The following is a 21,910-nucleotide window of genomic DNA, read 5'->3' as shown; positions in this document are numbered from 1 at the left end:
CGGATACACGGATGGTTTGACTCGTCTGAGGTTTAGCTAATTGGCTAATTTGGCTATCCTCCGTGTATCCGTGTCGTACTGCTTGCTGCTTGTCCCCTCGCAGGGAATAGGACTGAAGTCCGATGCTGCGAACCGATCGCGATTAGACAATGTAAGGAGAATCGATCGCCTTTGCCCGATTAATCGCCACCAAAGTCTGGTAAATTAAAGCCGAAATCTCAGCGCGGGTAATATCCCGCTGCGGCGAAAGCCAATCGCGGGAAGGATAATTAACCACAATCTTCAAAGCAGTTGCTGTGCCGATCGCACTTAAAGCATAATTAGGAATTTGAGAACGATCGGTGTAAACTTTCAAAGTATCAGGATTGCCGCCCTTGAGTTCCAAACCGTTAACCAAAGACACGATCGCGTCAGCCTTAGTCAAATTCTGATTCGGGCCGAACTTCAACCCCGGAAACCCCGCCAAAAACCCCCCCCGATTTGCCCGTTCGATCGCACTTCTCGCCCAAAAAGTAGCAGAAACATCAATAAAATTTGTAGCCGGCAGCCTCGGAATCGGACTAAACGCACTCACCAACAGCGCCGCATATTGAGCACGATTTAAACTGTCATCAGGCCGAAAAGAACCGTCAGGAAAACCGCTAATTATATTCGCCGCAGCCAAAGCTTCAATAAACTTCTGTGCCCAATGTCCAGAAATATCACTGAACACCGCACCCCCGATATTGGGATTGCCGCCGCCCTTTCTCACCGCAGCTTGCACAGCTTTAAAAGCATTCACTTTCCCGTAACCAAACCAATCGCTGCGGCCGTTGTTAGGATCGTAATTTCCCATCTGATTACCCAACTGGGGATCGGGATCGGGATCGATAATTTTCTCAGCAGTTTGTTCGAGAATTCCCCGCACTTCCCGCGCCGTCAAACGGGGGTTAGCCGAAAGTATCAACCCTGCAACCCCAGCGACTACTGGAGTGGCGCTGGAAGTGCCGCCAAAGGTATTGGTGTAGTCCCCCGAATCGTAGCCGGCAACCCCGACTCGATCGGCAGTAAACACCCCCAAACCGGGCAAATACTGCGTCACCTCCGGCGGCGTGCCGATAAATCCGGTTTCTGGCAACCAAGTTCCCGGCGGCGCGTTGTTGCTGGGGGCGCAAACCGAGATGCTGGTGCCCCAGTTGCTGTAAGCTGCTTTTTTGTTGAGGGAAGTGGAAGCGCTGACGGCAATTACGTCTGGGTGAACGGCAAATCCTGCCAGCCATCTAGTTTGACCGCCCACAACGTTGTTGGGCCAGCCTTTCTCGTTAATTGTGCCGTTAACTGGGCGGTTGGCATTCCCCGCCGCGAACAGAATAACGCAGCCTCTGCCGCCCCGCCCTTGGGTGGCGGCTTTGGTGATAACGGCACTCTGCCGCAGGGAAAGAGGATAGTAAACTGCAGCAGGCCCCCAACTGCAAGAAATGACGGCGGCACCTTTTTCGATCGCCCAATTAAACATTTTTTCGACAGAATCGTCATCGAGAAAACCCGTGGTACGGATGGGCATCAGGGCGCATCCGGGGGCGACGCCGACAATGCCTTGGCCGTTTTCTTCAGCAACGGCGACGCCGGCACAACTTGTGCCGTGGTTGTCTGAGTCTGCCACTGGCATCGGGGAAGTGTCGCCGTCTTTTAAATCGATGGGTGAGACGATTTTGCCTTGGCCTTGAAAATCTGGGTGGGTGATGTCAACTGAATCGTCGGCGATGGCAATTACGATCGATCGAACTCCGCGAGTCATGTTCCAAGCTGGTTCTGCATAAATTTGAGCACCGCCGACAAGTTCCTTGCCGCCTTTGTTGTTGAGATACCACTGTTTGGGATAAAGCGGATCGCGGGGCGTATAATGCTGCTGCGTCTCTACTACAATGTTGGGTTCCGCTACCAGAACTTCTGGATATCTTGTCAGGCGGTTGGCAATTTTGACCGGGTTTTCTGTTGCTTGTTTGGTGATTTGGCAGACGAAGGTGTTGGGAATTCCTTCTACTGGCCGGACTATTTTTAAAGCTGCTGCATTGGCGATCGCATTTCGCGATTGTTCGTCTACTTGTTCGCCAAATTGAATGGTAATTTGGTCTGTCAGGTAAAAGAATGTACTCGGATTGTTCGCGGGGCAATAGACGTGGCTGGCAAAAGCTACGGCATCGCTGGCGCGGGCTGTTTGCATTGCTGCTTCTAGGCTAGAGGGCGCAACGAGATATTCTTCGAGATTGCTTTGGCCGATGCGACGGGTGAATTTTGCCCCAGTTGTTGCAGCCCAATCGTTTGAGGCTGATGCTGTTGATGAGGGGCGGACTGTAAAGCGATCGTCCGCTTTTGACAGCAGCAATTCATCGCCGCCACGCTGCAAAATCAGTGGGAGACTTTCATCGGGGACTCCAATTCCTTGATAGTTTTGTAAGGTATTTGCGGAAAGTTCGATCGGTTGTGTCATCAGAAATGCTTTTGTTTAATTTTAATCCAGTCTTACTATATTCTCGCTTAACAGGCAGGATGCCTGTTCCACAAAAACTGAATTTTATTGTGGGGAGTAGGGGTTGGGCTTCTCGCCCGCCCGTAAAAGGCTTATTAACAATGATTCAAATAAACACACCAGGATTAACATTAAAAAATTCTCCCAGCGCCTTAGCTTGCGCTTTGCTAATCGCCCGTTTACCATTAACCACCTCAGAGACTACTCCTTTGGAACCAATCACACCCACCAAATCGGCTTGTTTGAGTTCGCGAACTTCCATGAGATGCAATAGAACATCCTGGGGAGTCGCTTCTGGAATTGGGTAATATTTTGATTCGTATTCTTCGATCAACAGCCCCCAGAGACTCAGTAAAGTTTCTTCTTCTACTGTTAATTCTTCCTTGGACATCAGAAAATCAACTTCTGCGAGGGCAAGATCGTAATCTTCTTCGTTCAGGATTGGCTTAGGCTGCGATTTCGCCAGCAGTTGACCGTAAGCTGTTCTTTCAATTTCGATATTCATGGTTCGTTCGATTGTTGAATTAGATCGGGACTTACCCATCAAAACCATTGAAACCGGGTTTTCCACCATTTTTAAAGTCTCAAAGGCAGTATTTAGGTAAAAAAACCCGGTTTCTGCGTCCCGGACTAGATTGCCGGGATCTGTCCAATCCCCCGCGATTTCCTTGTTCAATCCAAAATCTAAAATCCAAAATCTAAAATCCAAAATCGATCGCGCACCCTTTGACATTTCAACAAATTTGGTTTACACTTAGCCGGTTGCGATCGCCAATGGTAAGATCGGCTCAAGCTAAATATTTTTTTAAGGCGCACAGGCGCAAAGTAATTTCATGGTATACTCTGGAACTGTTTGTTGGCTTCGCTCCACTGCCCGGATTACGATCGGGGCGATCGCAGCTTTTACCCTATTGCAACCGATCCAAGTCCAAGCACAACAACCTTCTGGGCCAGAGAACCAACCCCAAGTCGAGCCCGCCGACGACCCCACAGACCCCAACAATCTTCGCCCTCTGACGCAAGACAGCAGTCTGCTGAGCGTCCAAGGAGGCCAGCGTTTGATGACAGAAGCCAGCAGTGCTATTTCCAATCAGAATTACGCACTGGCTACTCAAAAACTCCAAGAATCCCGCCAAATTTTCAATCAACTGTCCAACTTCTACCAACAACTGGGTAGCAGTTTTGCCGGAATTGACATCCGATTGGCCGAAAGCCACCGCACCAAAGCTGTAGAAACAGCCCAAATGCGCGACGAAGCTACCTACCGGCTGGCGTTGGTACACCGGGCGCAAAATAAGCCCGAACTGGCTGTGCCCCTGCTAATTCAGATTATTCGATCGCAGCAGCCAACTCGCGACTTGGGCAAGAAAGCTTACCAGCAGTTACTGGAATTGGGTTTTGTGGATTCGCCCTTTCCCCGGCCGGCCAGCGCTCAACCGAGCTCATCGAAAAAATAGTTCCACTAAAATCTACATTACCAAAAACTTGGGTTTAAAGCCCCGTCCTTCTAGGACGGCTTTGTGTTAGACTTTTGACCGAGAAAATGGGATGCAAGCCCCGTCCTTTTAGGACGGCTTTATGCTATAGTTTAATTGGTTGAAATCCCCACCTAAGATTGCAGCGATATATACTCATCTTGAGTTGAAACCGGGACTGATCCAGTAATAGGGAAAGACTGAAGGGCAATGGTTAAAATCCAACCTGGAAGCAAAACAAAGTATTGTTAATGTTTTTTAAACAAAACGATACATATAGTCGGGATAGGGCATTGCCACGACTTAAAATGAACATGGAGGCGCTCGTAAGACTACTTCGGTAGCATTGGTCGATGAAGTGTTAAGAATCCTCTCGCCTTTAGGCAGGGGAGTATGTCAAGTAGTGAGTTTTCACGCAAAATGTTTGTTCTAGAATTCAAGGCTAAAGGCAAACCAAATCAGTACGCAGCAATAGACGAAGCAATCAGAACTGCTCAATTCGTTCGGAACAAATGCGTCCGCTTTTGGATCGACAACCGAGGAGTAGGGCAAAAAGACTTGTACCGTCACAGCACTGCGCTCAGAGAAGAGTTTGCTTTTGTCAAAGACTTGAATTCTAGTGCTTGCCAAGCCTCTGTGGAAAGGGCGTATTCTGCGATTGCTCGTTTCTACGACAACTGCAAGAAAGCAGTTCCCGGCAAGAAAGGTTATCCAACTTTCAAGAAAAACAGTCGCTCAGTTGAATATAAAGTTAGTGGCTGGAAACTTTCTGAGACTCGGAAACAAATCACTTTCACTGATAAAAAGGGAATGGGCAAGCTCAAACTAAAAGGAACGTGGGATTTAAACTTCTACCAAATCGATCAGATCAAGCGAGTTCGCTTAATACGTCGCGCTGACGGCTACTACGTTCAGTTTGCAATCAGTGCTGATAACAATGTAGATACAACGCCAGCAGGTAAAACAGTTGGATTGGACGTGGGACTGAAAGAGTTTTATACAGACTCAGACGGTCATGCCGAACCGAATCCCAAGTTTTATCGAACCAGCGAGAAACGGTTGAAATTTCGGCATCGCCGTGTTTCTCGCAAAAAGAAAGGCTCTACCAACCGAAAGAAAGCAATTAATCGATTAGGGCGAGTACACCTCAAAATAAGCAGGCAACGTGAAGAACACGCCAAGAGACTGGCGCGTTACGTAATCCAATCTCATGATTTGGTCGCCTACGAAGATTTGAGGATTAAGAACCTTGCAAAGAATCACTGTCTGGCTAAATCGATTAACGACGCTGGTTGGTATCAATTCAGGAAGTGGTTGGAATATTTTGGAGTTAAGTTTGGCAGGGTAACGGTTGCCGTCAATCCTGCGTATACTTCACAGAAATGTTCTAACTGCGGTGCAATCGTAAAAAAATCCCTATCCGTAAGAACCCACGTTTGTGAATGTGGATTTGTCATGGATAGGGATTGGAACGCTGCGATTAATATTCTGAAAATCGCCTTGAGTACGGTAGGGCATACCGGAACTTGGGTCAAAGACCCAAACGCTTTGGGAGATTCGACCTCTACTGTGGCTGGAGAAATCCTGTCGCCAGCAAGTTGAGTCATTGAACAAAGAATCCCCTCGCCTTGATAGCTGGGGAGTGTCAAAGCCGTTTATCACAGAAACCAATGGTTACACCGTCTCAAGTAGCAGAAATGATTAAGGCAGGGTTGCCCGACGCTAAAATACAAGTTGAGGATTTGACCGGTGGCGGTGACCACTACCAGGCGAGAGTCGTCTCTGCAGCCTTTGAAGGAAAAAGCCGAGTACAGCAGCACCAACTGGTTTACGGCGCCCTCAAACAGGCAATGGCTAGTGAAGCCATCCACGCTTTGGGCTTGGAAACCTTAACTCCCGCAGAATGGGCAGCCAAAAGTCAAGTTGCTTAAGTGTTGACTTGCAATTGGGTATCACAAGTTTGTGCAGGTGTCAAGAGTTGCTTGGAATACAACTGCTCAACTTACGCACAAAAACCACAAAAATCCCGGTTTTTTTACCGGAATCTATGGCTGTAACGAAAGATTTTCGTAAAAAACGCGGTTTCTGCCTCATATCATGTCCGGTCGAGCGATCGCGATTTTTGTAGTAGGGGCGGGTTCACAAACAATAGCTGCCAATAATTGACAATCTCAAAAACCCGCCCCGACCGGGATATTATGGTTAATCGATCGGACATGATATCAGTCAACGTTTAAAAATTTTCAAACAATATTAGGAGCTACCATGACTACAGCAGCACATGAAAGAATTGACGAGTTGGTTAAGCAAAACAAAATCATGGTGTTTATGAAGGGCAATAAGTTAATGCCCCAGTGTGGTTTTTCTAATACTGTGGTGCAAATTCTCAATACTTTGGGAGTGCCTTACGAAACTGTTGATGTTTTGGCAGACCAGGAAATTCGTCAAGGCGTTAAAGAGTATTCCAACTGGCCGACAATTCCTCAAGTTTATATCAACGGCGAGTTTATTGGTGGCTCGGATATTATGATCGAGATGTATCAAAAGGGCGAATTGCAAGAAGTTGTAGAAGTGGCTTTGGCTTCTTAAATTAGACAGAAAAAACATTTCCCCGACTTCTTTAAGAAGTCGGGGAAATAACAGCAATCGCGTTTTACGTTGAATTAGGTTGATTTACTTAATTATTCGTTACCAGGCAAAGCCTAAAAACGCAATGCAGTCGGCTACACCTCGAAGTTTTAGGCTCCCAAAGCGAGGCAGAGCCTGTGGACATCGGTTCCGAGGCATAGCCAGGGAACCCGTTAAAATTGCCAATTCCCAATTGCCAATTCCCAATTCCCAATTCCCAATTCCCAAATCATCAAGGGTTTATCAAACCGACTTTGCTATTTAATAGTAGTCTGATTCAGCCTGTGTCTGTGTCTGTGGCATTGCAAAATTGGAGGGGTCGTGAATGTAACGCGCTGCTTCTTCCTCTAGTCTGTGAATCAGATAGGGTTCCAAACTGTTGGAATGCCGCAGGGCTGCTAAATAGCCGTCTAAGTAAAGCCGCAGGTCATCGAAGCGATAACCTCTATTCCACATTTCGACGAGGGCGTCGGTGAGTTTTTGGTAGTGCCGGATTGTTTGGGTGTCTTGTAGCATGGTATGAGCTTGAAATCCTTTGTGGTTTGTATAATGACGGCGGGATTTAGGAACGGCCTCGATTGATGCTGAGTGGCTCAGCTTGAGGCTATTTCTAAATAAAACTTTTTACCCTGCTCAACAGGCTACCCTCCATAAAAAATTTCACTCGTTGCAATGCAGTTGCTCGACTTTGTGCGCGCACCTAGATAATTCGCTGTGCGTTTAATGGAGTCGGGATGTGGCTGAATTTGACGGTCAAAGTGGCTGAGTGTTCCGGCTACCGAGCGAACGGTTGGAGGAATTCTAGTTTCACTTGCGCGATTTGTCAACCTCCTGGGAATGGGGGCTGGGTCGGGGGGATCGCTTTTGGCAGGCGGTTGGGGCATGGGATCGATCGGCTTTACACTGTCTTATTTTCATTGTAAGCTTACCGCCAGAATGATTTCACCTTTCTGCAGGCTGACCCTGCCAAATTAACCCAATCTTTAAAATTCGTACCCTAAGTATGTCCGCTGCTTTAAATGCAGCTAATGCTTGAGTAGCGATGGTTACAAAAGCTTGACAAAAGCTCTGTTAACCTTGTAGCAATTAGTGATATGGGAAGCTCGCCTCTGTGGAATCTGCAAGTATTTCAATTGTTGAAGGGAATCCGCACCTGCGATCGCTCTTGGGCTGGCATCTACAGCAAGTCGGTCACTGGGTGCACCAGTCAGCGGATATCAGTCACGCTAGGGAAATATTTTTCAGCCGCCAGCCAACCCTAGTCATTCTGGATGCCCAATTGCCGGATGGGGACGGTTTGGAATTTTGCCATTGGCTGCAACAGCAGCAGCAGTCGCTGATTTTGATGCTGTCGGCGCGGAATTCGGAATCGGATATTGTTGAGGGTTTGAAGGCGGGGGCAGACGATTACCTGACTAAACCCTTTGGGATGCAAGAGTTTATGGCCAGGGTGGAAGCTCTGATGCGCCGCAACCGCACGATGATACCGCCGGCGACGCTGGAGTGCGGGCTGCTGAAAATTGATTTGGTGCAGCGCCGAGTCAGGTTGTACGACGAACATATTGAGCTGACTCCCCAGGAATTTAGCCTGCTGTACGTGCTAGCTCAAGCTGGAGGAGTGCCGCTGTCGCGATCGGATTTGCTGCGTCGGGCCTGGCCTGATGCTATTGATAACCCCCGGACGATCGACACTCACGTACTCTCTCTGCGTAAAAAAATCGAAATCGACCCGCGACAGCCGAGCCTGATTCAAACTGTACGGAATGTCGGCTACCGACTGAATCTGGAGTTGTTGAATAGTGCCAATCAACATTCCCCAGTGCCCAGGGCGGTGCTTTCTTAGACTACGATCGGGCTATAAGTCGGATTTTATTTTGGGAATTGATTGGCGATCGCATCTGTTTTCGCAGCCATAATAAAGTCATTGCGATGCAGTCCAGAAATCTCGTGAGTCCACCAAGTAACGGTAACTTTCCCCCACTCGGTTAACAGTGCGGGGTGATGTCCTTCAGTTTCGGCTGCTTCGCCGACGCTGTTTGTAAAGGCGATCGCACTTTTGAAATCCGGGAATTCGTAGGTGCGTTCTATTTGGGGAATGCCATTTTTTTCGATCAAATTCCAGTCGGGAATTTGAGGTTTGAGTTGGACAATTTCGTAAGCTGTGACGCGCGGAGAGTTTGGGTGGCAGGCGGCACAGGGTTCTTTGGCTAAAGGTTCCATAAATTGCTTGTTAGCGATCGGATGCTAAAAGATATTATAGACATTTCTAATGGGAATTATTTTGGATGGGGAACTGTGCTTTAGGATGGACATCTTGCACCATTTTCAATAAGGTTTTTATGGGCCGGTAGGATGCCCAACCCTACTCCCCACAAGAAATTCACTGGGAGCATCTCAATGAAAGCAGTTAAGCTAGAAATTGGAGTTAGGAGTCAGGAGTTAGGAGTCAGGAGAAAAGAGTCAGAAGGAAGAAGTCAGGAGCCAGAAGAAGTGTTTTTACAAATATGAAATGCTCCCAATTCACTCTTTGTGGAACAGGCATCTTGCCTGTTACTGAGAATGGTGCAAGGTAGACATTGCGATCGGAACCGTTCAAAAAACAGATGAGCAATCATTTAAAATTTCTGGAAATAATCGTTCACCGTGGAATCGCTTAACCGATAATATCAGGAAGGGGCGGGTTGATTGGGCTATCTCGCTGATATTGTAAACGTTGGTGAAGCCGCCCCTCCAAGTGCGCTCAACCGATAATTTTCTTAATCAAATCCAACTTACCCTTATAGGGAGCGTACCGCCATTTTAAGTCAAGTAAAAATGACTTTTGCAGCACGCTTTTTTGATGCGAAAAGGTGTCAAAACTTGCTTTTGCGTGATAGCTACCGATGCCACTTTCACCAACTCCGCCAAAAGGTAAATCTTGTACTCCCACTTGCATAACCGTGTCGTTGAGACAAACTCCCCCCGAAGAAGTTTCCCGCAAAACTCGCTCTTGTTTCTCTTTATTTTTGGAGAACAAATACAAAGCTAGGGGTTTGGGACGGGCGTTGATTTGGGCGATCGCCTCTCCGAAATCATCATACTCCAAAACTGGCAAAATCGGCCCGAAAATCTCATCCTGCATCACCGGCGAATCCCAGGTAACACGATCTAAAACCGTCGGTGCAATATATCTATCTTCCGGCTTAACTTCCCCACCAACGACAATTTCTCCATCTTTGATAAATCCACTCAAACGGTCTAATTGCCGCTGGTTGATAATGCGCGAATAGTCGGGGCTTGTTTGCGGATCATCGCCGTAAAATTCGTGAATTGCTGTTTTAATTGCTGCCATCAAAGCAGGTTTAACTTTTTTATCAACTAACAGGTAATCGGGAGCGATGCAAGTTTGTCCGGCATTGAGAAATTTGCCCCAGGCAATGCGTTTGGCGGTGTATTCAACCTGAATATCTGAGTCTACAATGCAAGGACTTTTGCCACCTAATTCCAAGGTTACAGGTGTCAGGTGTTTAGCGGCAGCTTCCATGACTATTCTACCGATTTTAGTGCCTCCGGTAAAGAAGATGTGGTCGAATTTTTCGGCTAGTAATTGTTGGCTGATTTCGACTCCTCCTTCGACGGCGGCTACATAGGCGGGATCGAAGGTTTTGGATATCATGTCGGCGATAACTTCGGAGGTGTGTGAGGCGATTTCCGAAGGTTTGAGAAGTGCACAGTTGCCGGCGGCGATCGCCCCGACTAAAGGTGATATCATTAACTGAAATGGGTAATTCCAAGGCCCGATGATTAATACTACGCCCAAAGGTTCAGGGTAAATGCGGGCCGATGCTGGGAATTGATCTATCGAAGCAGCCACTTTTCTCGGCTTTACCCACGATTTGAGGTTTTTGATGGCATAATTAACTTCTGCGATCGATGCGATTTCAAGATAAGCCTCGAATTCCGGCCGACCCAGGTCTGCCTTGACAGCATCGACTATTCGTGATTGATTAAGTTCGATCGCACTTTTAAGTTTTTTCAGTTGTTCAAGCCGAAAATCCACATCTTTCGTTTTCCCAGTCGCAAAAAATTGCCGCTGCTGCTGGATAATATCGCTGACGCTGATTACCATATTTAGTCCTCCATGTCTATAAATAAATGTTACAACAGGAAAACGGAACTTGGGTAAAGTGCGATCGGTGTTAAAGCGCAGACCTCTTGAAAAAGTCTGCGATCGGGGCTTTATGCTATAACTTATAAGGTATTAATTGTAGATGCTTAATTTGAGTTAAGTCATGAAAATATCTAAGAACGATTTTTTTTTCTATTCCTGCTGGCTGCTTTGCTTGCTTGCAGTAGCAGGATGTACCTCTAAGCCCCAAAAGCAAGTTGTCATCTGCTCGAAAGACTTTACCGAACAAGTCATCCTCGCAGAAATTTTAGCACGCCATATCGAAGCTAAAACAGATATCAAAGTAGAACGAGAGCTGAATCTCGGAGGTTCGCTTTGCCATCAATCCCTAACAGCAGGTAAAATCGACTTGTACGTCGAATACACCGGTACGGCTTACGCCAACCTGCTCAAACAGAAATCGATTTCTGACCCCAAAAAAGTCCTCGATTACCTCAAACAAGAATATCCAAAACAGTTTAAAGCAGAATGGACGGAACCGCTGGGTTTTAATAACAGTTTTGCGATTATTGTGCGGGGAGATGATGCCAAAAAACTCAATTTACAAACTCTATCGCAACTTGGGAAAGCTGCACCTAACCTCCGGGCTGGTTTCGGCCCAGAATTTAACGAGAGAGAAGATGGATTTCCCGGATTGGCTAAAACTTACGGGATTAAGTTTCGAGAACAACCGAAGGAATTGCTGTTAGGATTGCTTTATCAAGCGCTGCAACAAAAAGAAGTAGATGTGATTGCTGGTAATACGACGGACGGTTTGATTCAAAGTTTAGGTTTAGTAGTTCTCAAAGATGACAAGAACTATTTCCCGCCCTACGAAGCAGTTCCGGTTGTGCGATCGCAAATTTTGGAGAAATACCCGGAATTGCGTCCAGTGCTCGCAGAATTGGGCGGGAAAATCTCCGAAGAAGATATGCGACGACTCAATTATCAAGTTGATAAGAAACAGCAGGAAGCTGGACAAGTAGCCCAGGAGTTTTTGCAGCAAAAGTTGGGCGTATCAAAGCCTGTCGCTCCTGCGAAATAAAGAGTTTCATTGTTCTGCCTGTTTGCGGAATCGTATTGTGGTTAGCTATACTATTAGTTAGACTCATATAAATGAAGGTATAAAGCTATGACAACTGTCAAAACTGCTATCTCATTGCCAGCATCTTTATTTGAACAAGCCGAAACAAAAGCTTTGCGAAATGCAAATTTCGCAGAGCTTTTTGATCGAAATAGCGCTTGAAGAATTTATCCGCCGCCGCGAAAATCAACAACTGTTAGAAAAAATTAATGCTGCTTCCGAAGCACCTCTCTCTGAAGAAGAACAAATTTTGCGTCGCAAGATGAGTCGCTCTCATCGCAGGCTGGTGGAAGGCGAAGGGTAATCAATATTTTCCAAGCTGCAAAACAGGAGCTTTTATTGCTTCAATCTGGGACTCGGCAACTTCAACTGTAATCGCTTCAACATTGAAACCCTCTAAGCTATAACCATCTTCTTTACCTTCAGGCATCGGGTAATGTTCAACAATAGTTGCTATAGCACCTTTTTTTAGACCATACTTAGGGATGTCTTCTCGCAATGCTACCTGTGAAAATAGTTTAAATTTCATGGGGCTTAACCTCTTGTCAATCAGGAACTAATGTAACAAATCTGGTTTCGGATGGAGTAACGATCCAAACGGTTTTAACTTGTAAAATCGTACCGTTTGGACCTGTTAAACTGCCTTTAATCATGTACTTTTGACCGTATCTGGTGTTTTCCATTTGCTCCGCTTCCAGAGGAAGTATCTGGCTTCTTAAATCTCGATCGAGCTGTTGCCAGTTTTCTATGCTGTAACCACCTCGATCGAGAAACTGAGATTTGTCGTCTTTAGGAAGCCGGATTAATAAATAGTTGGTCAGCTTTGCTGAAGGAATAACCGAGTTAAGGCTGAGTTTTGCCATAGGAAGAATTTCCTGTTAAGTCCCTTCACTCAGCCTCCGCAAATTCAAAATATCGCTCATCTTTTTAATTTGCATACAAGTCCGCTCGAACTGTTGTTTATCCTGGATATCCATGCACAAGTCAATTAAGGCCGGCAATCCGGGGTAGGTTTTGACTTGAGCGCTGCGGACGTTCACTTGGTTGTCCTTCAAATGCGATAAAACATCATTGAGAACTCCCACTCGATCGAGGGCTTCAATTTGAATGTTAACCGGATAAGTGTTGGGTCGAGATTCATTGCGGTTGCTGGAATTCCAACTCACAGGAACCAAGCGATCCCCAGGTACGCTTTCAACATTTGAACATCCTTGCCGGTGAATCGAAATTCCGCGAGTGCGAGTCACAACTCCAATAATTGCTTCCCCAGGAATCGGACAACAACAGCCGGATAAATGGTAGAGCAATCCCTCTACACCTGCGATCGGCGATTTGCTCGGAGACGAACTCGGTACTGGTTTCGGTGTCGTCGATGCAGGTATTAGCTGGGGCACTTCGTGGGTTCCTGCGGGAGCAGCTTCAATTTTTTGCTGCACTTTTACTAAATCTCGCAGTCGATTTACTACGAGATTTAGGGTAACTTCGCCGTAGCCCAAACCGGCGATTAAATCTTCGACGCTGTGGTAGTTGCAGCGCTGAGCCACAGACTGCATGGGTTCAGATTTCAGCAAAGATTCTAAGCCGTTTTTACCTAATTCTTTTTCCAGCAATTCCCGCCCGCGAGCGAGATTTTCATCTCTGTGCGATCGCTTCAACCACTGGCGAATTCTGTTTTTTGCTCCGTTTGTCTTGACAAAATTCAGCCAGTCGGAACTCGGATGACCATTTTTTTGGGTCAAGATTTCTACAATATCGCCGTTCTTTAAAACCTTGTCTAGTGTTACCATGCGCCCGTTTACTCTGGCACCGGTGCAGTGATTGCCAATTTCTGTGTGAATGCGGTAAGCAAAATCTACGGGAGTTGATCCGCTATTGAGAGCAATCACGTCTCCGTTAGGAGTAAAAACGTAAATATCTTCGTCGAATAAGTTGTCCTTAATGCTTTGTAAATATTCGCGATCGTCTTTGAGGTCGCTTTGCCATTCAAGGAGTTGTCGCAGCCAAGTAAATTTTTCGTCGTCGCCGGTGACTTTTGTGTTAGAACCGCCAGTTTCTTTGTATTTCCAGTGCGCGGCAATGCCGTATTCTGCAATGTGGTGCATTGCTACGGTGCGGATTTGCACTTCGATGGGGCGGCCGCTGGTTCCGATTACTCCGGTGTGCAAAGATTGGTAGCGGTTGGCTTTTGGTAAACCGATATAATCTTTAAAGCGGCCGGGAATTGGGCGGAAAGAATCGTGGACGATCGCCAAAGCCCGATAACAGTCATCATTGGTTTCTACTATGATCCGCACCGCCGCAATATCGTATACTTGCTTAAACCCTTTTTGGCGGCGCTGCATCTTCCCGTAAATCCCGTACAAATGTTTGGGACGGCCGCTGACTTCATAGCATTTAATGCCTAAATTGTCAAGTCTTTCTCGCAAACTATCGGTGACTTCTGCCAGTTGAGTTTCTCGATCGGCCCGCTTCTCGGCCACCAATTCCTGAATTTCGCGGTAAGCTTCAGGTTCCAGGTATTTAAACGCTAAATCTTCCAATTCCCATTTAAAGCGGCCGATACCCAAACGGTTCGCTAGGGGAGCAAAAATATCTCGGGTTTCTAGGGCAATACTGCGCTGCTTTTCTTCGGACAAATGCTCCAAAGTCCTCATGTTGTGCAGGCGATCGGCGAGTTTGACCACAATAACACGAATATCTTTAGCCATTGCTAGGAACATTCGGCGGAAATTTTCCGCAAGGCGCTCTGTTTTGCTGGAAAAATTAAACTTAGAAAGCTTGGTGACACCTTCAACCAACTGTCGCACTTCGGCGCCGAACCGCTGTTCTATTTCTTCGAGAGTAATATCTGTATCTTCAACAATGTCGTGGAGGAAGCCCGCGGCAATCATGACGTTGTTACCGCCCATATACCGGAGTATTCCAGCGACAGCTACCGGATGGCAAATGTAAGGTTCTCCAGATTTGCGGTATTGTCCTTCGTGCAAGTCACGGGCAAATTCAAAGGCCCGACAAATTAAGCTGTCGTCCGTGGAACAATTCGGGTTAGAGCCCCCATCAGGCTCCGATCGAGCATTCAGGCATTCTTGCAGCCAATCGGGAACTACAGCAGGATCGATCGAAGAAGAGGGAGTCAGAGTGTTCGCGTTCATGGGGTACACCTTTAAAACTTAGAAATACAAATGGTTAAAAGCCGGTTTTCGCTTGAATTGCCGAAATTATGTGTTTAGCTATACTAAACTACTTGAATGCCACAATTTGCAATTCAAAAAAATAGTCGATTTTTCTCAAACTATACCTATCGAATTCCGAGTCGTCCCCCCTCGGAGGTAGGAAAATATAGTGACACCACTGTCGCCACCGCAGTCTGTCGATCGGGGAAAATCGGGTAAAATAAGCATATTTTGGCGGTAGCAGTTGAGGTGGCGGGGGATCGGCATTTACCGGCAACGCTCAACTAAAAGCAGCAGCCACAAGGGTAGAGTCAGGGCAGAAAATCAAAAAAAGTTCTCACAAAACAGGGAATTGCTCCAAAAACGCACGGCTTCCCTCCATATGAGCAAACTTAAGTAAGTATTGTGAAACTTCATTAAGTTTGTAAGCATCAATTAACAATAGTAGTATCATATTATCATAGTAGTCGAGTAAAAAACACATGACTTAAAGGATGGAAACCTTAAATGCAACTAGCAGAGAGGCACATCATTAAATCTACGGAACATCGTTTCGCCCAGATTGATGAATTAGCCTTTAAATCCAAGAATCTCTACAATGCCGCCAACTACGTCATTCGTCAGAGTTTTACTTATGGATGGGGTTACATCAACTACAACGAGATGAACCGTTTGATGAAATCTCATCAAGCATACAAGGCAATGCCTGCCAAGGTTAGTCAACAAATCTTGATGGTATTGGACAAGAATTGGAAATCGTTTTTTGAAGCAGTCAAAGTTTACAAAATTGATTCGTCTCAATTCACGGGTCGTCCAAAGCTACCGAAATATAAGGATAAAACCAAGGGTCGTAATATTGTAATCTATACGATTCAGGCGATTAGCAGCAAGCAATTGAAGAAAGGAATTATCAAGCTTTCGGGTACGGAAATCTTGATAAAGACCAAAGTAAATCCCGATCGAATTTGCCAAGTTAGGCTGGTTCCTCAATGTGATTCGTATGTGATTGAGGTGATTTATAATGCTTGTACTGAGCGTAGTCGAAGTGAGCCGGAGTCCACCGTCAGTAACGATATTTGGGCAGCTAGTATTGATTTAGGACTGAATAATTTAGTGGCGTTAACTTCAAATCAGCCGGGTTTCATCCCTCTGTTGATTAACGGGCGACCATTAAAATCGATTAACCAGTTCTACAACAAACGCTCTTCACACTTACAATCTCAGTTAAAAGGAAGTCGCAAGAGTTCGCCCCGCATTCAGCGCTTAACTCGCTGTCGAAACCAAAAAGTCGATAATTACTTGCATCACGCCAGTCGGTTAATAATCGGTATCTTGGTCGCCAAACAAATTGGGACGCTAGTAATTGGCAAGAATGCACAATGGAAAACCGAGATTGATTTAGGAAAGCAAACCAACCAAAACTTCGTCAGTATTCCTCACGCTCGATTAATTGAGATGTTGGAATACAAAGCTCGACTGGTTGGGATTAAGGCGATCGTGCAAGAAGAATCTTACACATCTAAGTCGAACTTCCTGAATCTAGATCCGATTCCTGTGTACGGGCATACTGGCACTGATGATGTCGCATTTAGCGGTAAGCGAATCAAGAGAGGTTTGTACAGAACATCAATCGGTCAATTAATCAACTCCGATATCAACGGGTCTTACAATATCCTCAGAAAAGCAATCCCAAATGCGTTTAGCAATGGGATAGAGAGCTGCGTAGTTCAGCCGAGGCGGGTCAATCCGCTCAAAGTAAAAGTGAAAGGGGAGGGACTTAATGCCTCCCATGCCATGTCATAAACCACTATACTTTTACCAGCTATCTACTTTGATTATAAATACAAATTTGTTTACAAAATCATGATATTGTCCGAAGACCGCCGCCAGTGCTACCAACAATTACAGCAAGCACTAGAACAATTACAAAGAACTGCTGCACAGGATAATCTGGATCGGGCCGCGCTGGCGATCGAATACAGAAAAGTGCAACAATTTTTCGGAAACCAAATTATGAGAGCCGAAAGCGATGACTTAGACGCCTCAGAAACACCCCCAGAGCAGTCCTATTTGACGGAAATTCACAAGCAACTGCGGTTATTGGGGACAGATGTCACGTTTTTGCAAGCGTCGCGCCAGCCAGCGACAGCAAAGGCGAGGCAAACTGGGGCGATCGCGCGGCTTAACACGCTAATTGGCTACTGTGGCGCGCTGCAGCAAAAAAATTCTGGTTCTTCAGGGCCCGCCAAGATACAGAATTAATAATTGAATTAACAGGGAATTAATAAGGCAAGGAGAAATAAAGCGGTGGAATGTCCAAAATGTAAACATCCGAATTTAGAAGGGGGTACCTTAGCCGGCCGTATGTCGGTGCAGTGGTGTCCCAACTGTTACGGTATCTGGATTCCAGGCAGAGAATACGAAGCTTGGCAAAAAGAGCAAAGCCAGTGGTACAAAAAATCCGAGAAGCCTGATGCGACAGCGACTCTCGGCATAGAATTCACGCCGTCTCCCTACGACAGCAAAGCAGCGCTGTGTCCCGAAGACGGTCACTATCTGTCGCGGGCGAAAGTTCCTTTCAGCAGAGTGCCCTTTTACATAGAGCGCTGTATGTTGTGCGGGGGCATTTGGTGCGATAACGGCGAGTGGGACATTCTCGAAAGTCTGGGATTCCACACCGAGATTGACAAGATGTTTTCTGCGAATTGGCAAGCTAAGGCCCGCGTGCAAGAACTCGCATCTCGGGAACGTCAAGTGCTGACTGAGAAGCTGGGGCCAGATATCGCCGGATATGTATTGGAACTCGCGGAAGTTTTAGCAGACCATCCTCACGCAGATTGTGCCGCTACTTACATACTGCGGAGAGCTGAGTTGAAGCGAAGGGAAATTTAGTCATTAGTCATTAGTCATTAGTCATTAGTTATTAGTTATTAGTTATTAGTTATTAGTTAGTAATCGGGGGAGTGGCTTATGCACCAATAACACTCGGTTGGCAGCTAATTACTCTTTCATTTACCAACAGACTTTTAGTCTGTTGCCAATAAATACTGACTAATAACTAACAATGACTACTCACAATGATTAATAAGTGACAACTGACAACCGAGGATTATATAACTACTAACCAACAACTACTAACCAATAACTACTAACTAATAACTAATAACTAATAACTAAGGACTAATGACTAATGACTAATGACTCTTCTCTATTTTCCGTTGACAATCTGCGAGTAGCTTATCCTCAGCGGCGGGGCCAATCCGGTTGGGCAGTTGACGGGGTTTCCCTGACGCTGAAACCGGGGGAAAAGCTCGGATTAGTTGGGGAGTCTGGGTGCGGTAAGTCAACTTTGGGAAGGGCGGCGATGCGGTTGCTGCCGGATTCAACGCTGATTGAGGGGCGAGTTAGTTTTGCTGGAGAGTCGGTGTTTGATATGAATGCTTCGCGGCTGAGACGGTTTCGGGGCGAAGCTGTAGCATTGATTTTTCAAGATCCGATGACTCGTCTCGATCCTTTGATGACTGTAGGAGAACATTGCATCGAGACTTTGCAAGCTCACAGACCCAATTTGGATCGCAAGCAAGCTAAGAAACGGGCGATCGAAACTCTGGAAGCTGTGAAAATTCCCGCGTCTCGCTGGTCGCAATTTCCCCACGAATTTAGTGGCGGAATGCGGCAAAGAGTAGCAATTGCTTTGGCTCTTTTGCTCGATCCCAAATTAATTGTGGCGGACGAACCGACTACAAGTTTGGACGTAACTGTAGCTGCCCAGATTTTGCAGGAATTAACCAGACTTTGTGAGGAACGGGGAACGGCGATTTTGTTGATTTCTCACGATTTGGCGATGGTAGCTGAGTATTGCGATCGCATTGCGGTGATGTACGGCGGTAAAGTCGTAGAAACAGGGCCGGTGCAAAACGTTTTTGAAAAGCCGCAGCACGAATATACTCGATCGCTCCTCAAAGCAGCTTTGCACATTCAAGCCGATTCTGACAAAGGGTTAGCATTCGAGGAAATCAGGACTGAAGCGGTTACTGCAAACTCAACAAATTCGCCTCTTTTGACCGTAACGAATTTGCAGCAACACTACAGTTTAGAAAGCAATTTATTAGATCAGTTGTTTTCCAGGAATCGCCAGGTAATTAAAGCAGTAGACGGCGTTAGTTTAGAGCTACAACGGGGAGAAACCCTAGGGCTGGTGGGGGAGTCCGGCTGTGGCAAAAGTACCTTGTCACGCACGATTTTGCAGCTAATTACCGCGACTGGTGGCAAAGTGGAATTTCAAGGAATAGATATAACTGCCCTGAACCGCGATGCTGTGAGGAAGCACCGCCGCGAAATGCAAATGATCTTTCAAGACCCCCACGCTTGCCTGAATCCGATGATGACTGTCGGGCAAAGTATTGCTGACCCTTTGTTTATTCACAAATTAGCTAATGGCAGCGAAGCGAAAAAACAAGTAATCCAAATGTTAGAGCGGGTGGGTTTAAGTCCAGGGGAGGATTTCTTTCGTCGCTATCCGGGGGAATTGTCAGGAGGACAACAGCAGCGAGTTTCTATAGCCCGCGCTTTGATTACTCGGCCGCAACTGATAATTTGCGACGAACCTGTGAGTATGCTGGATGCCAGCGTGCAGACTCAAGTTTTAGAGCTGATGTTGGAGTTGAAGCAGGAATTTAATTTGACTTATCTGTTTATTACGCACGATTTGTGGGTGGCGAGATTTTTTTGCGATCGTATTGCGGTAATGAATGCTGGAAAAATTGTTGAAATCGGTAAGACTAGGGAGATTTTTACTAATCCGCAGCACCCTTACACTCAGCAATTATTGCAGGCAGCTCCTTTACTAGCCCGAACTCAATAGAAATCTATAAAAGTGGGGCCATCTAATGTCGGTCACGGGCTTCTCGATGGATTTCGGAAATTTCCGGTTAAATTGGTTAAAGTTAAGGGATACTTTTCAAATCCTTCCACCGACACCAAGCACGATATGGCAGAATCTGACCTAGGCAGTTTTGCGGTGGCACCCGAAGCCTCATTCGCGATCGCACAAGATGAAGACACCGAGATCGATCGTCCGACGGTAACTCGATCGTCAGCATACAACAACTGGTCTGCCGACGATCCAGTGGGAGCTTTGTTCAAGGAAATGGCTCGGTATCCTCTACTGACAGCAGCCGAAGAAGTAGAGTTGGCGCGCCGCGTTCAAGAATTGGTAGCCCTGGAGAAACTAGAACAGCGTTTGCAGCAGGAATTGGACAGAGTGCCGACAAAAGCTGAAATCGCTGCGGCTTTGGGGATAAGCGAAACTCAACTGCAACAGCTTCGCCACCAGTGTCAGTCGGCGAAACGGAAAATGATCAGCTCGAATTTGCGCTTGGTGGTTTCGATTGCCAAACGCTATCTTAATCGGGGCGTGCCTTTTCTCGATTTAATTCAGGAAGGAGCTTTGGGTTTGAATCGGGCAGCCGAAAAGTTCGATCCGGAAAAGGGTTACAAGTTTTCTACCTATGCCTATTGGTGGATTCGCCAAGGAATTACCCGGACAATTGCCAATCAAGGGCGGACGATTCGCTTGCCTGTTCACATTGTCGAACAGTTAAATAAACTCAAAAAAGTTTATCGAGATTTGAAGCGTTCTCTTCAACGCAATCCAACTGAAACTGAACTTGCTAGAGAAATGCAAGTTACTTGCGAACAGCTTCGCTACCTCCAGCAAGTACGTCGGCAATCTTTGTCTCTCAACCACCGCATCGGCTCAGAAGAAAGTTCGGAACTTTTGGATGTTCTCGAAGATAACGCGACGCAATCTCCCGAAGCTCAGATGAATGAGATGATGATGCGCCAAGATATTTTGGAGGTGTTGGACAGTATTTTGACTGAGCGGGAAAAAGAGATTGTTGCTATGCGTTACGGTTTGCTGACCGGCGAACCTTACACTTTAGAAGAGGTCAGCAGTTTGTTCAATTTGTCCCGCGAACGAGTCCGTCAAATTCAAAATAAGGCCATGCGAAAGCTGCGCCGCCCTCAAGTGACGGAACGATTGAAGGGCTGGTTGAAATAAACTAAAAAACATTGAGTTGGCATTTTGAAAAATCTTAAAATTATTGTGGGGTGGCACTCCGAGGCCACCGTAAATATGCTGGTTCAATGTGGAAAAGCTTAATTAAAGATTAAAAATTAAAAATGTCTGGATGTGGTATTTTTAATTGTTGATTGTCGCGTACTACTTACTTATTTATGTCTTCTGAGGTAATTTTGCGTCCAGCTACCCGCGCCGACGTGCCGGTGCTGTTTGATTTGATTAAAGCTTTAGCTGAGTACGAAAAATTATCTCATGCCGTTACTGGCAATGCCGTTGATTTGGAGAATCATTTGTTTGGCGATCGACCTTTTGTTGAAGCGATTTTAGCCGAGTGCGAGGGTCGAGTTGTGGGCTGGGCGCTGTTTTTTTACAATTATTCTACTTTTTTGACTCAGCCGGGAATTTATTTGGAAGATTTGTTTGTGATCCCTGAGTTTCGAGGGCGGGGAATTGGCAAGTCTTTGATAGTTTATTTAGCGCAGTTGACGGTGGAAAGGGGCTGCGGGCGTTTGGAATGGAGCGTTTTGGATTGGAATGAATTGGCGATCGGATTTTACAAGGGTATCGGTGCTGATGTGATGCCCGACTGGCGGATTTGCCGGCTTGCGGGCGAGTCTTTGGCAAATTTGGCATCGAAGTAATTAAGGCGTGTGGAACAGGCATCTTGCCTGTGTGTGGAACAGGCATCTTGCCTGTGTATGGAACAGCCATCTTGCCTGTGTATGGAACAGCCATCTTGCCTGTGTGTGGAACAGGCATCTTGCCTGTGTATGGAACAGCCATCTTGCCTGTGTATGGAACAGCCATCT

General features: G+C 46.3%; 20 protein-coding genes and 1 pseudogene. 13 read left to right on the top strand and 8 right to left on the bottom strand.

Features of this window, described 5'->3' with window-relative positions:
* Positions 1–142: 142 nt before the first annotated feature.
* Together QUA16_RS04935 and QUA16_RS04930 are read right to left on the bottom strand one after the other, a co-directional pair.
* Positions 143–2,470 carry a S8 family serine peptidase gene (locus tag QUA16_RS04935; RefSeq protein ID WP_333101982.1) on the bottom strand — a complete coding sequence of 776 codons (2,328 nt, stop codon included), beginning with the start codon at positions 2,468–2,470 and terminating at the stop codon, positions 143–145.
* A 145-nt stretch (positions 2,471–2,615) separates the two neighbouring features.
* On the bottom strand, positions 2,616–3,242 hold the full coding sequence (locus tag QUA16_RS04930) for a hypothetical protein (protein ID WP_333101983.1): 627 nt from the start codon (positions 3,240–3,242) through the stop codon (positions 2,616–2,618).
* A gap of 100 nt (positions 3,243–3,342) precedes the next feature.
* Here QUA16_RS04930 and QUA16_RS04925 point away from each other — a divergent pair, with 100 nt between their 5' ends.
* From QUA16_RS04925 to grxD, 4 genes and pseudogenes are all read left to right on the top strand, one after another.
* Positions 3,343–3,966, top strand: coding sequence for a hypothetical protein (locus tag QUA16_RS04925; protein ID WP_333101984.1), 624 nt, complete (start codon positions 3,343–3,345; stop codon positions 3,964–3,966).
* A 438-nt stretch (positions 3,967–4,404) separates the two neighbouring features.
* Positions 4,405–5,689 (top strand): annotated as a pseudogene (locus tag QUA16_RS04920) (RNA-guided endonuclease InsQ/TnpB family protein).
* Positions 5,655–5,915, top strand: coding sequence for a BolA family transcriptional regulator (locus QUA16_RS04915; RefSeq protein WP_333101985.1), 261 nt, complete (start codon positions 5,655–5,657; stop codon positions 5,913–5,915). The pseudogene QUA16_RS04920 and the gene QUA16_RS04915 overlap by 35 nt, the downstream one beginning before the upstream one ends.
* 334 nt (positions 5,916–6,249) lie before the next feature.
* Entirely contained in the window at positions 6,250–6,573 is a 324-nt protein-coding gene (gene grxD, locus QUA16_RS04910) for a Grx4 family monothiol glutaredoxin (protein ID WP_333042762.1), read from the top strand.
* Positions 6,574–6,873: 300 nt separating this feature from the next.
* On the opposite strand, the gene QUA16_RS04905 is transcribed toward grxD, so the two are convergent.
* Positions 6,874–7,128 carry a DUF6761 family protein gene (locus QUA16_RS04905; RefSeq protein WP_333101986.1) on the bottom strand — a complete coding sequence of 85 codons (255 nt, stop codon included), beginning with the start codon at positions 7,126–7,128 and terminating at the stop codon, positions 6,874–6,876.
* A 595-nt stretch (positions 7,129–7,723) separates the two neighbouring features.
* Here QUA16_RS04905 and QUA16_RS04900 point away from each other — a divergent pair.
* Positions 7,724–8,455: a response regulator transcription factor gene (locus QUA16_RS04900; RefSeq protein ID WP_333101987.1), complete on the top strand. Its 732-nt coding sequence runs from the start codon at positions 7,724–7,726 to the stop codon at positions 8,453–8,455.
* Between the two features lie 26 nt (positions 8,456–8,481).
* Here the strand turns inward: QUA16_RS04900 and QUA16_RS04895 are convergent, their stop codons facing one another.
* Together QUA16_RS04895 and QUA16_RS04890 are read right to left on the bottom strand one after the other, a co-directional pair.
* Positions 8,482–8,832, bottom strand: coding sequence for a 4a-hydroxytetrahydrobiopterin dehydratase (locus QUA16_RS04895; protein WP_333101988.1), 351 nt, complete (start codon positions 8,830–8,832; stop codon positions 8,482–8,484).
* Between the two features lie 520 nt (positions 8,833–9,352).
* Positions 9,353–10,720 carry an aldehyde dehydrogenase gene (locus tag QUA16_RS04890; protein WP_333101989.1) on the bottom strand — a complete coding sequence of 456 codons (1,368 nt, stop codon included), beginning with the start codon at positions 10,718–10,720 and terminating at the stop codon, positions 9,353–9,355.
* Between the two features lie 163 nt (positions 10,721–10,883).
* Here QUA16_RS04890 and QUA16_RS04885 point away from each other — a divergent pair, with 163 nt between their 5' ends.
* Complete coding sequence (locus QUA16_RS04885) at positions 10,884–11,804, top strand: glycine betaine ABC transporter substrate-binding protein (RefSeq protein WP_333101990.1); 921 nt, start codon at positions 10,884–10,886, stop codon at positions 11,802–11,804.
* A 160-nt stretch (positions 11,805–11,964) separates the two neighbouring features.
* Positions 11,965–12,147: a hypothetical protein gene (locus tag QUA16_RS04880; protein WP_333101991.1), complete on the top strand. Its 183-nt coding sequence runs from the start codon at positions 11,965–11,967 to the stop codon at positions 12,145–12,147.
* Here the strand turns inward: QUA16_RS04880 and QUA16_RS04875 are convergent, their stop codons facing one another.
* Genes QUA16_RS04875 through QUA16_RS04865 form a run of 3 tightly spaced genes read right to left on the bottom strand, consistent with a single transcriptional unit; the run spans position 12,148 to position 14,995 of the window.
* Positions 12,148–12,372, bottom strand: a complete 225-nt coding sequence (locus QUA16_RS04875; RefSeq protein ID WP_333101992.1) for a DUF4926 domain-containing protein — start codon at positions 12,370–12,372, stop codon at positions 12,148–12,150.
* Between the two features lie 16 nt (positions 12,373–12,388).
* A complete protein-coding gene (locus tag QUA16_RS04870; protein ID WP_333101993.1) occupies positions 12,389–12,706 on the bottom strand; it encodes a DUF6883 domain-containing protein in 318 nt (105 codons plus the stop codon).
* A gap of 15 nt (positions 12,707–12,721) precedes the next feature.
* Positions 12,722–14,995: a bifunctional (p)ppGpp synthetase/guanosine-3',5'-bis(diphosphate) 3'-pyrophosphohydrolase gene (locus tag QUA16_RS04865; RefSeq protein WP_333101994.1), complete on the bottom strand. Its 2,274-nt coding sequence runs from the start codon at positions 14,993–14,995 to the stop codon at positions 12,722–12,724.
* A gap of 528 nt (positions 14,996–15,523) precedes the next feature.
* On the opposite strand from QUA16_RS04865, the gene QUA16_RS04860 reads away from it, so the two are divergent.
* The 6 genes from QUA16_RS04860 to QUA16_RS04835 all read left to right on the top strand — a co-directional run bounded on the left by QUA16_RS04860 (position 15,524) and on the right by QUA16_RS04835 (position 21,742).
* A complete protein-coding gene (locus tag QUA16_RS04860) occupies positions 15,524–16,819 on the top strand; it encodes a transposase (protein ID WP_333101995.1) in 1,296 nt (431 codons plus the stop codon).
* Positions 16,820–16,879: 60 nt separating this feature from the next.
* Positions 16,880–17,278 carry a heterocyst frequency control protein PatD gene (gene patD / locus QUA16_RS04855; RefSeq protein ID WP_333101996.1) on the top strand — a complete coding sequence of 133 codons (399 nt, stop codon included), beginning with the start codon at positions 16,880–16,882 and terminating at the stop codon, positions 17,276–17,278.
* A gap of 45 nt (positions 17,279–17,323) precedes the next feature.
* Positions 17,324–17,908: a zf-TFIIB domain-containing protein gene (locus tag QUA16_RS04850; RefSeq protein ID WP_333101997.1), complete on the top strand. Its 585-nt coding sequence runs from the start codon at positions 17,324–17,326 to the stop codon at positions 17,906–17,908.
* 298 nt (positions 17,909–18,206) lie between these two features.
* The gene (locus tag QUA16_RS04845; protein WP_333101998.1) at positions 18,207–19,880 is read left to right on the top strand and encodes an ABC transporter ATP-binding protein; all 1,674 of its coding nucleotides are present in this window, start codon (positions 18,207–18,209) and stop codon (positions 19,878–19,880) included.
* Between the two features lie 126 nt (positions 19,881–20,006).
* The gene (locus tag QUA16_RS04840; RefSeq protein WP_333102035.1) at positions 20,007–21,080 is read left to right on the top strand and encodes an RNA polymerase sigma factor, RpoD/SigA family; all 1,074 of its coding nucleotides are present in this window, start codon (positions 20,007–20,009) and stop codon (positions 21,078–21,080) included.
* Positions 21,081–21,256: 176 nt separating this feature from the next.
* Positions 21,257–21,742, top strand: a complete 486-nt coding sequence (locus QUA16_RS04835; protein ID WP_333101999.1) for a GNAT family N-acetyltransferase — start codon at positions 21,257–21,259, stop codon at positions 21,740–21,742.
* Positions 21,743–21,910 lie beyond the last annotated feature (168 nt).

The organism is Microcoleus sp. S13_C3 (genome assembly GCF_036700905.1).
GTDB lineage: Bacteria > Cyanobacteriota > Cyanobacteriia > Cyanobacteriales > Microcoleaceae > Microcoleus.
Note: the sequence above shows the minus strand (reverse complement) of the source record. Positions and strands in the feature narration are given on the sequence as shown.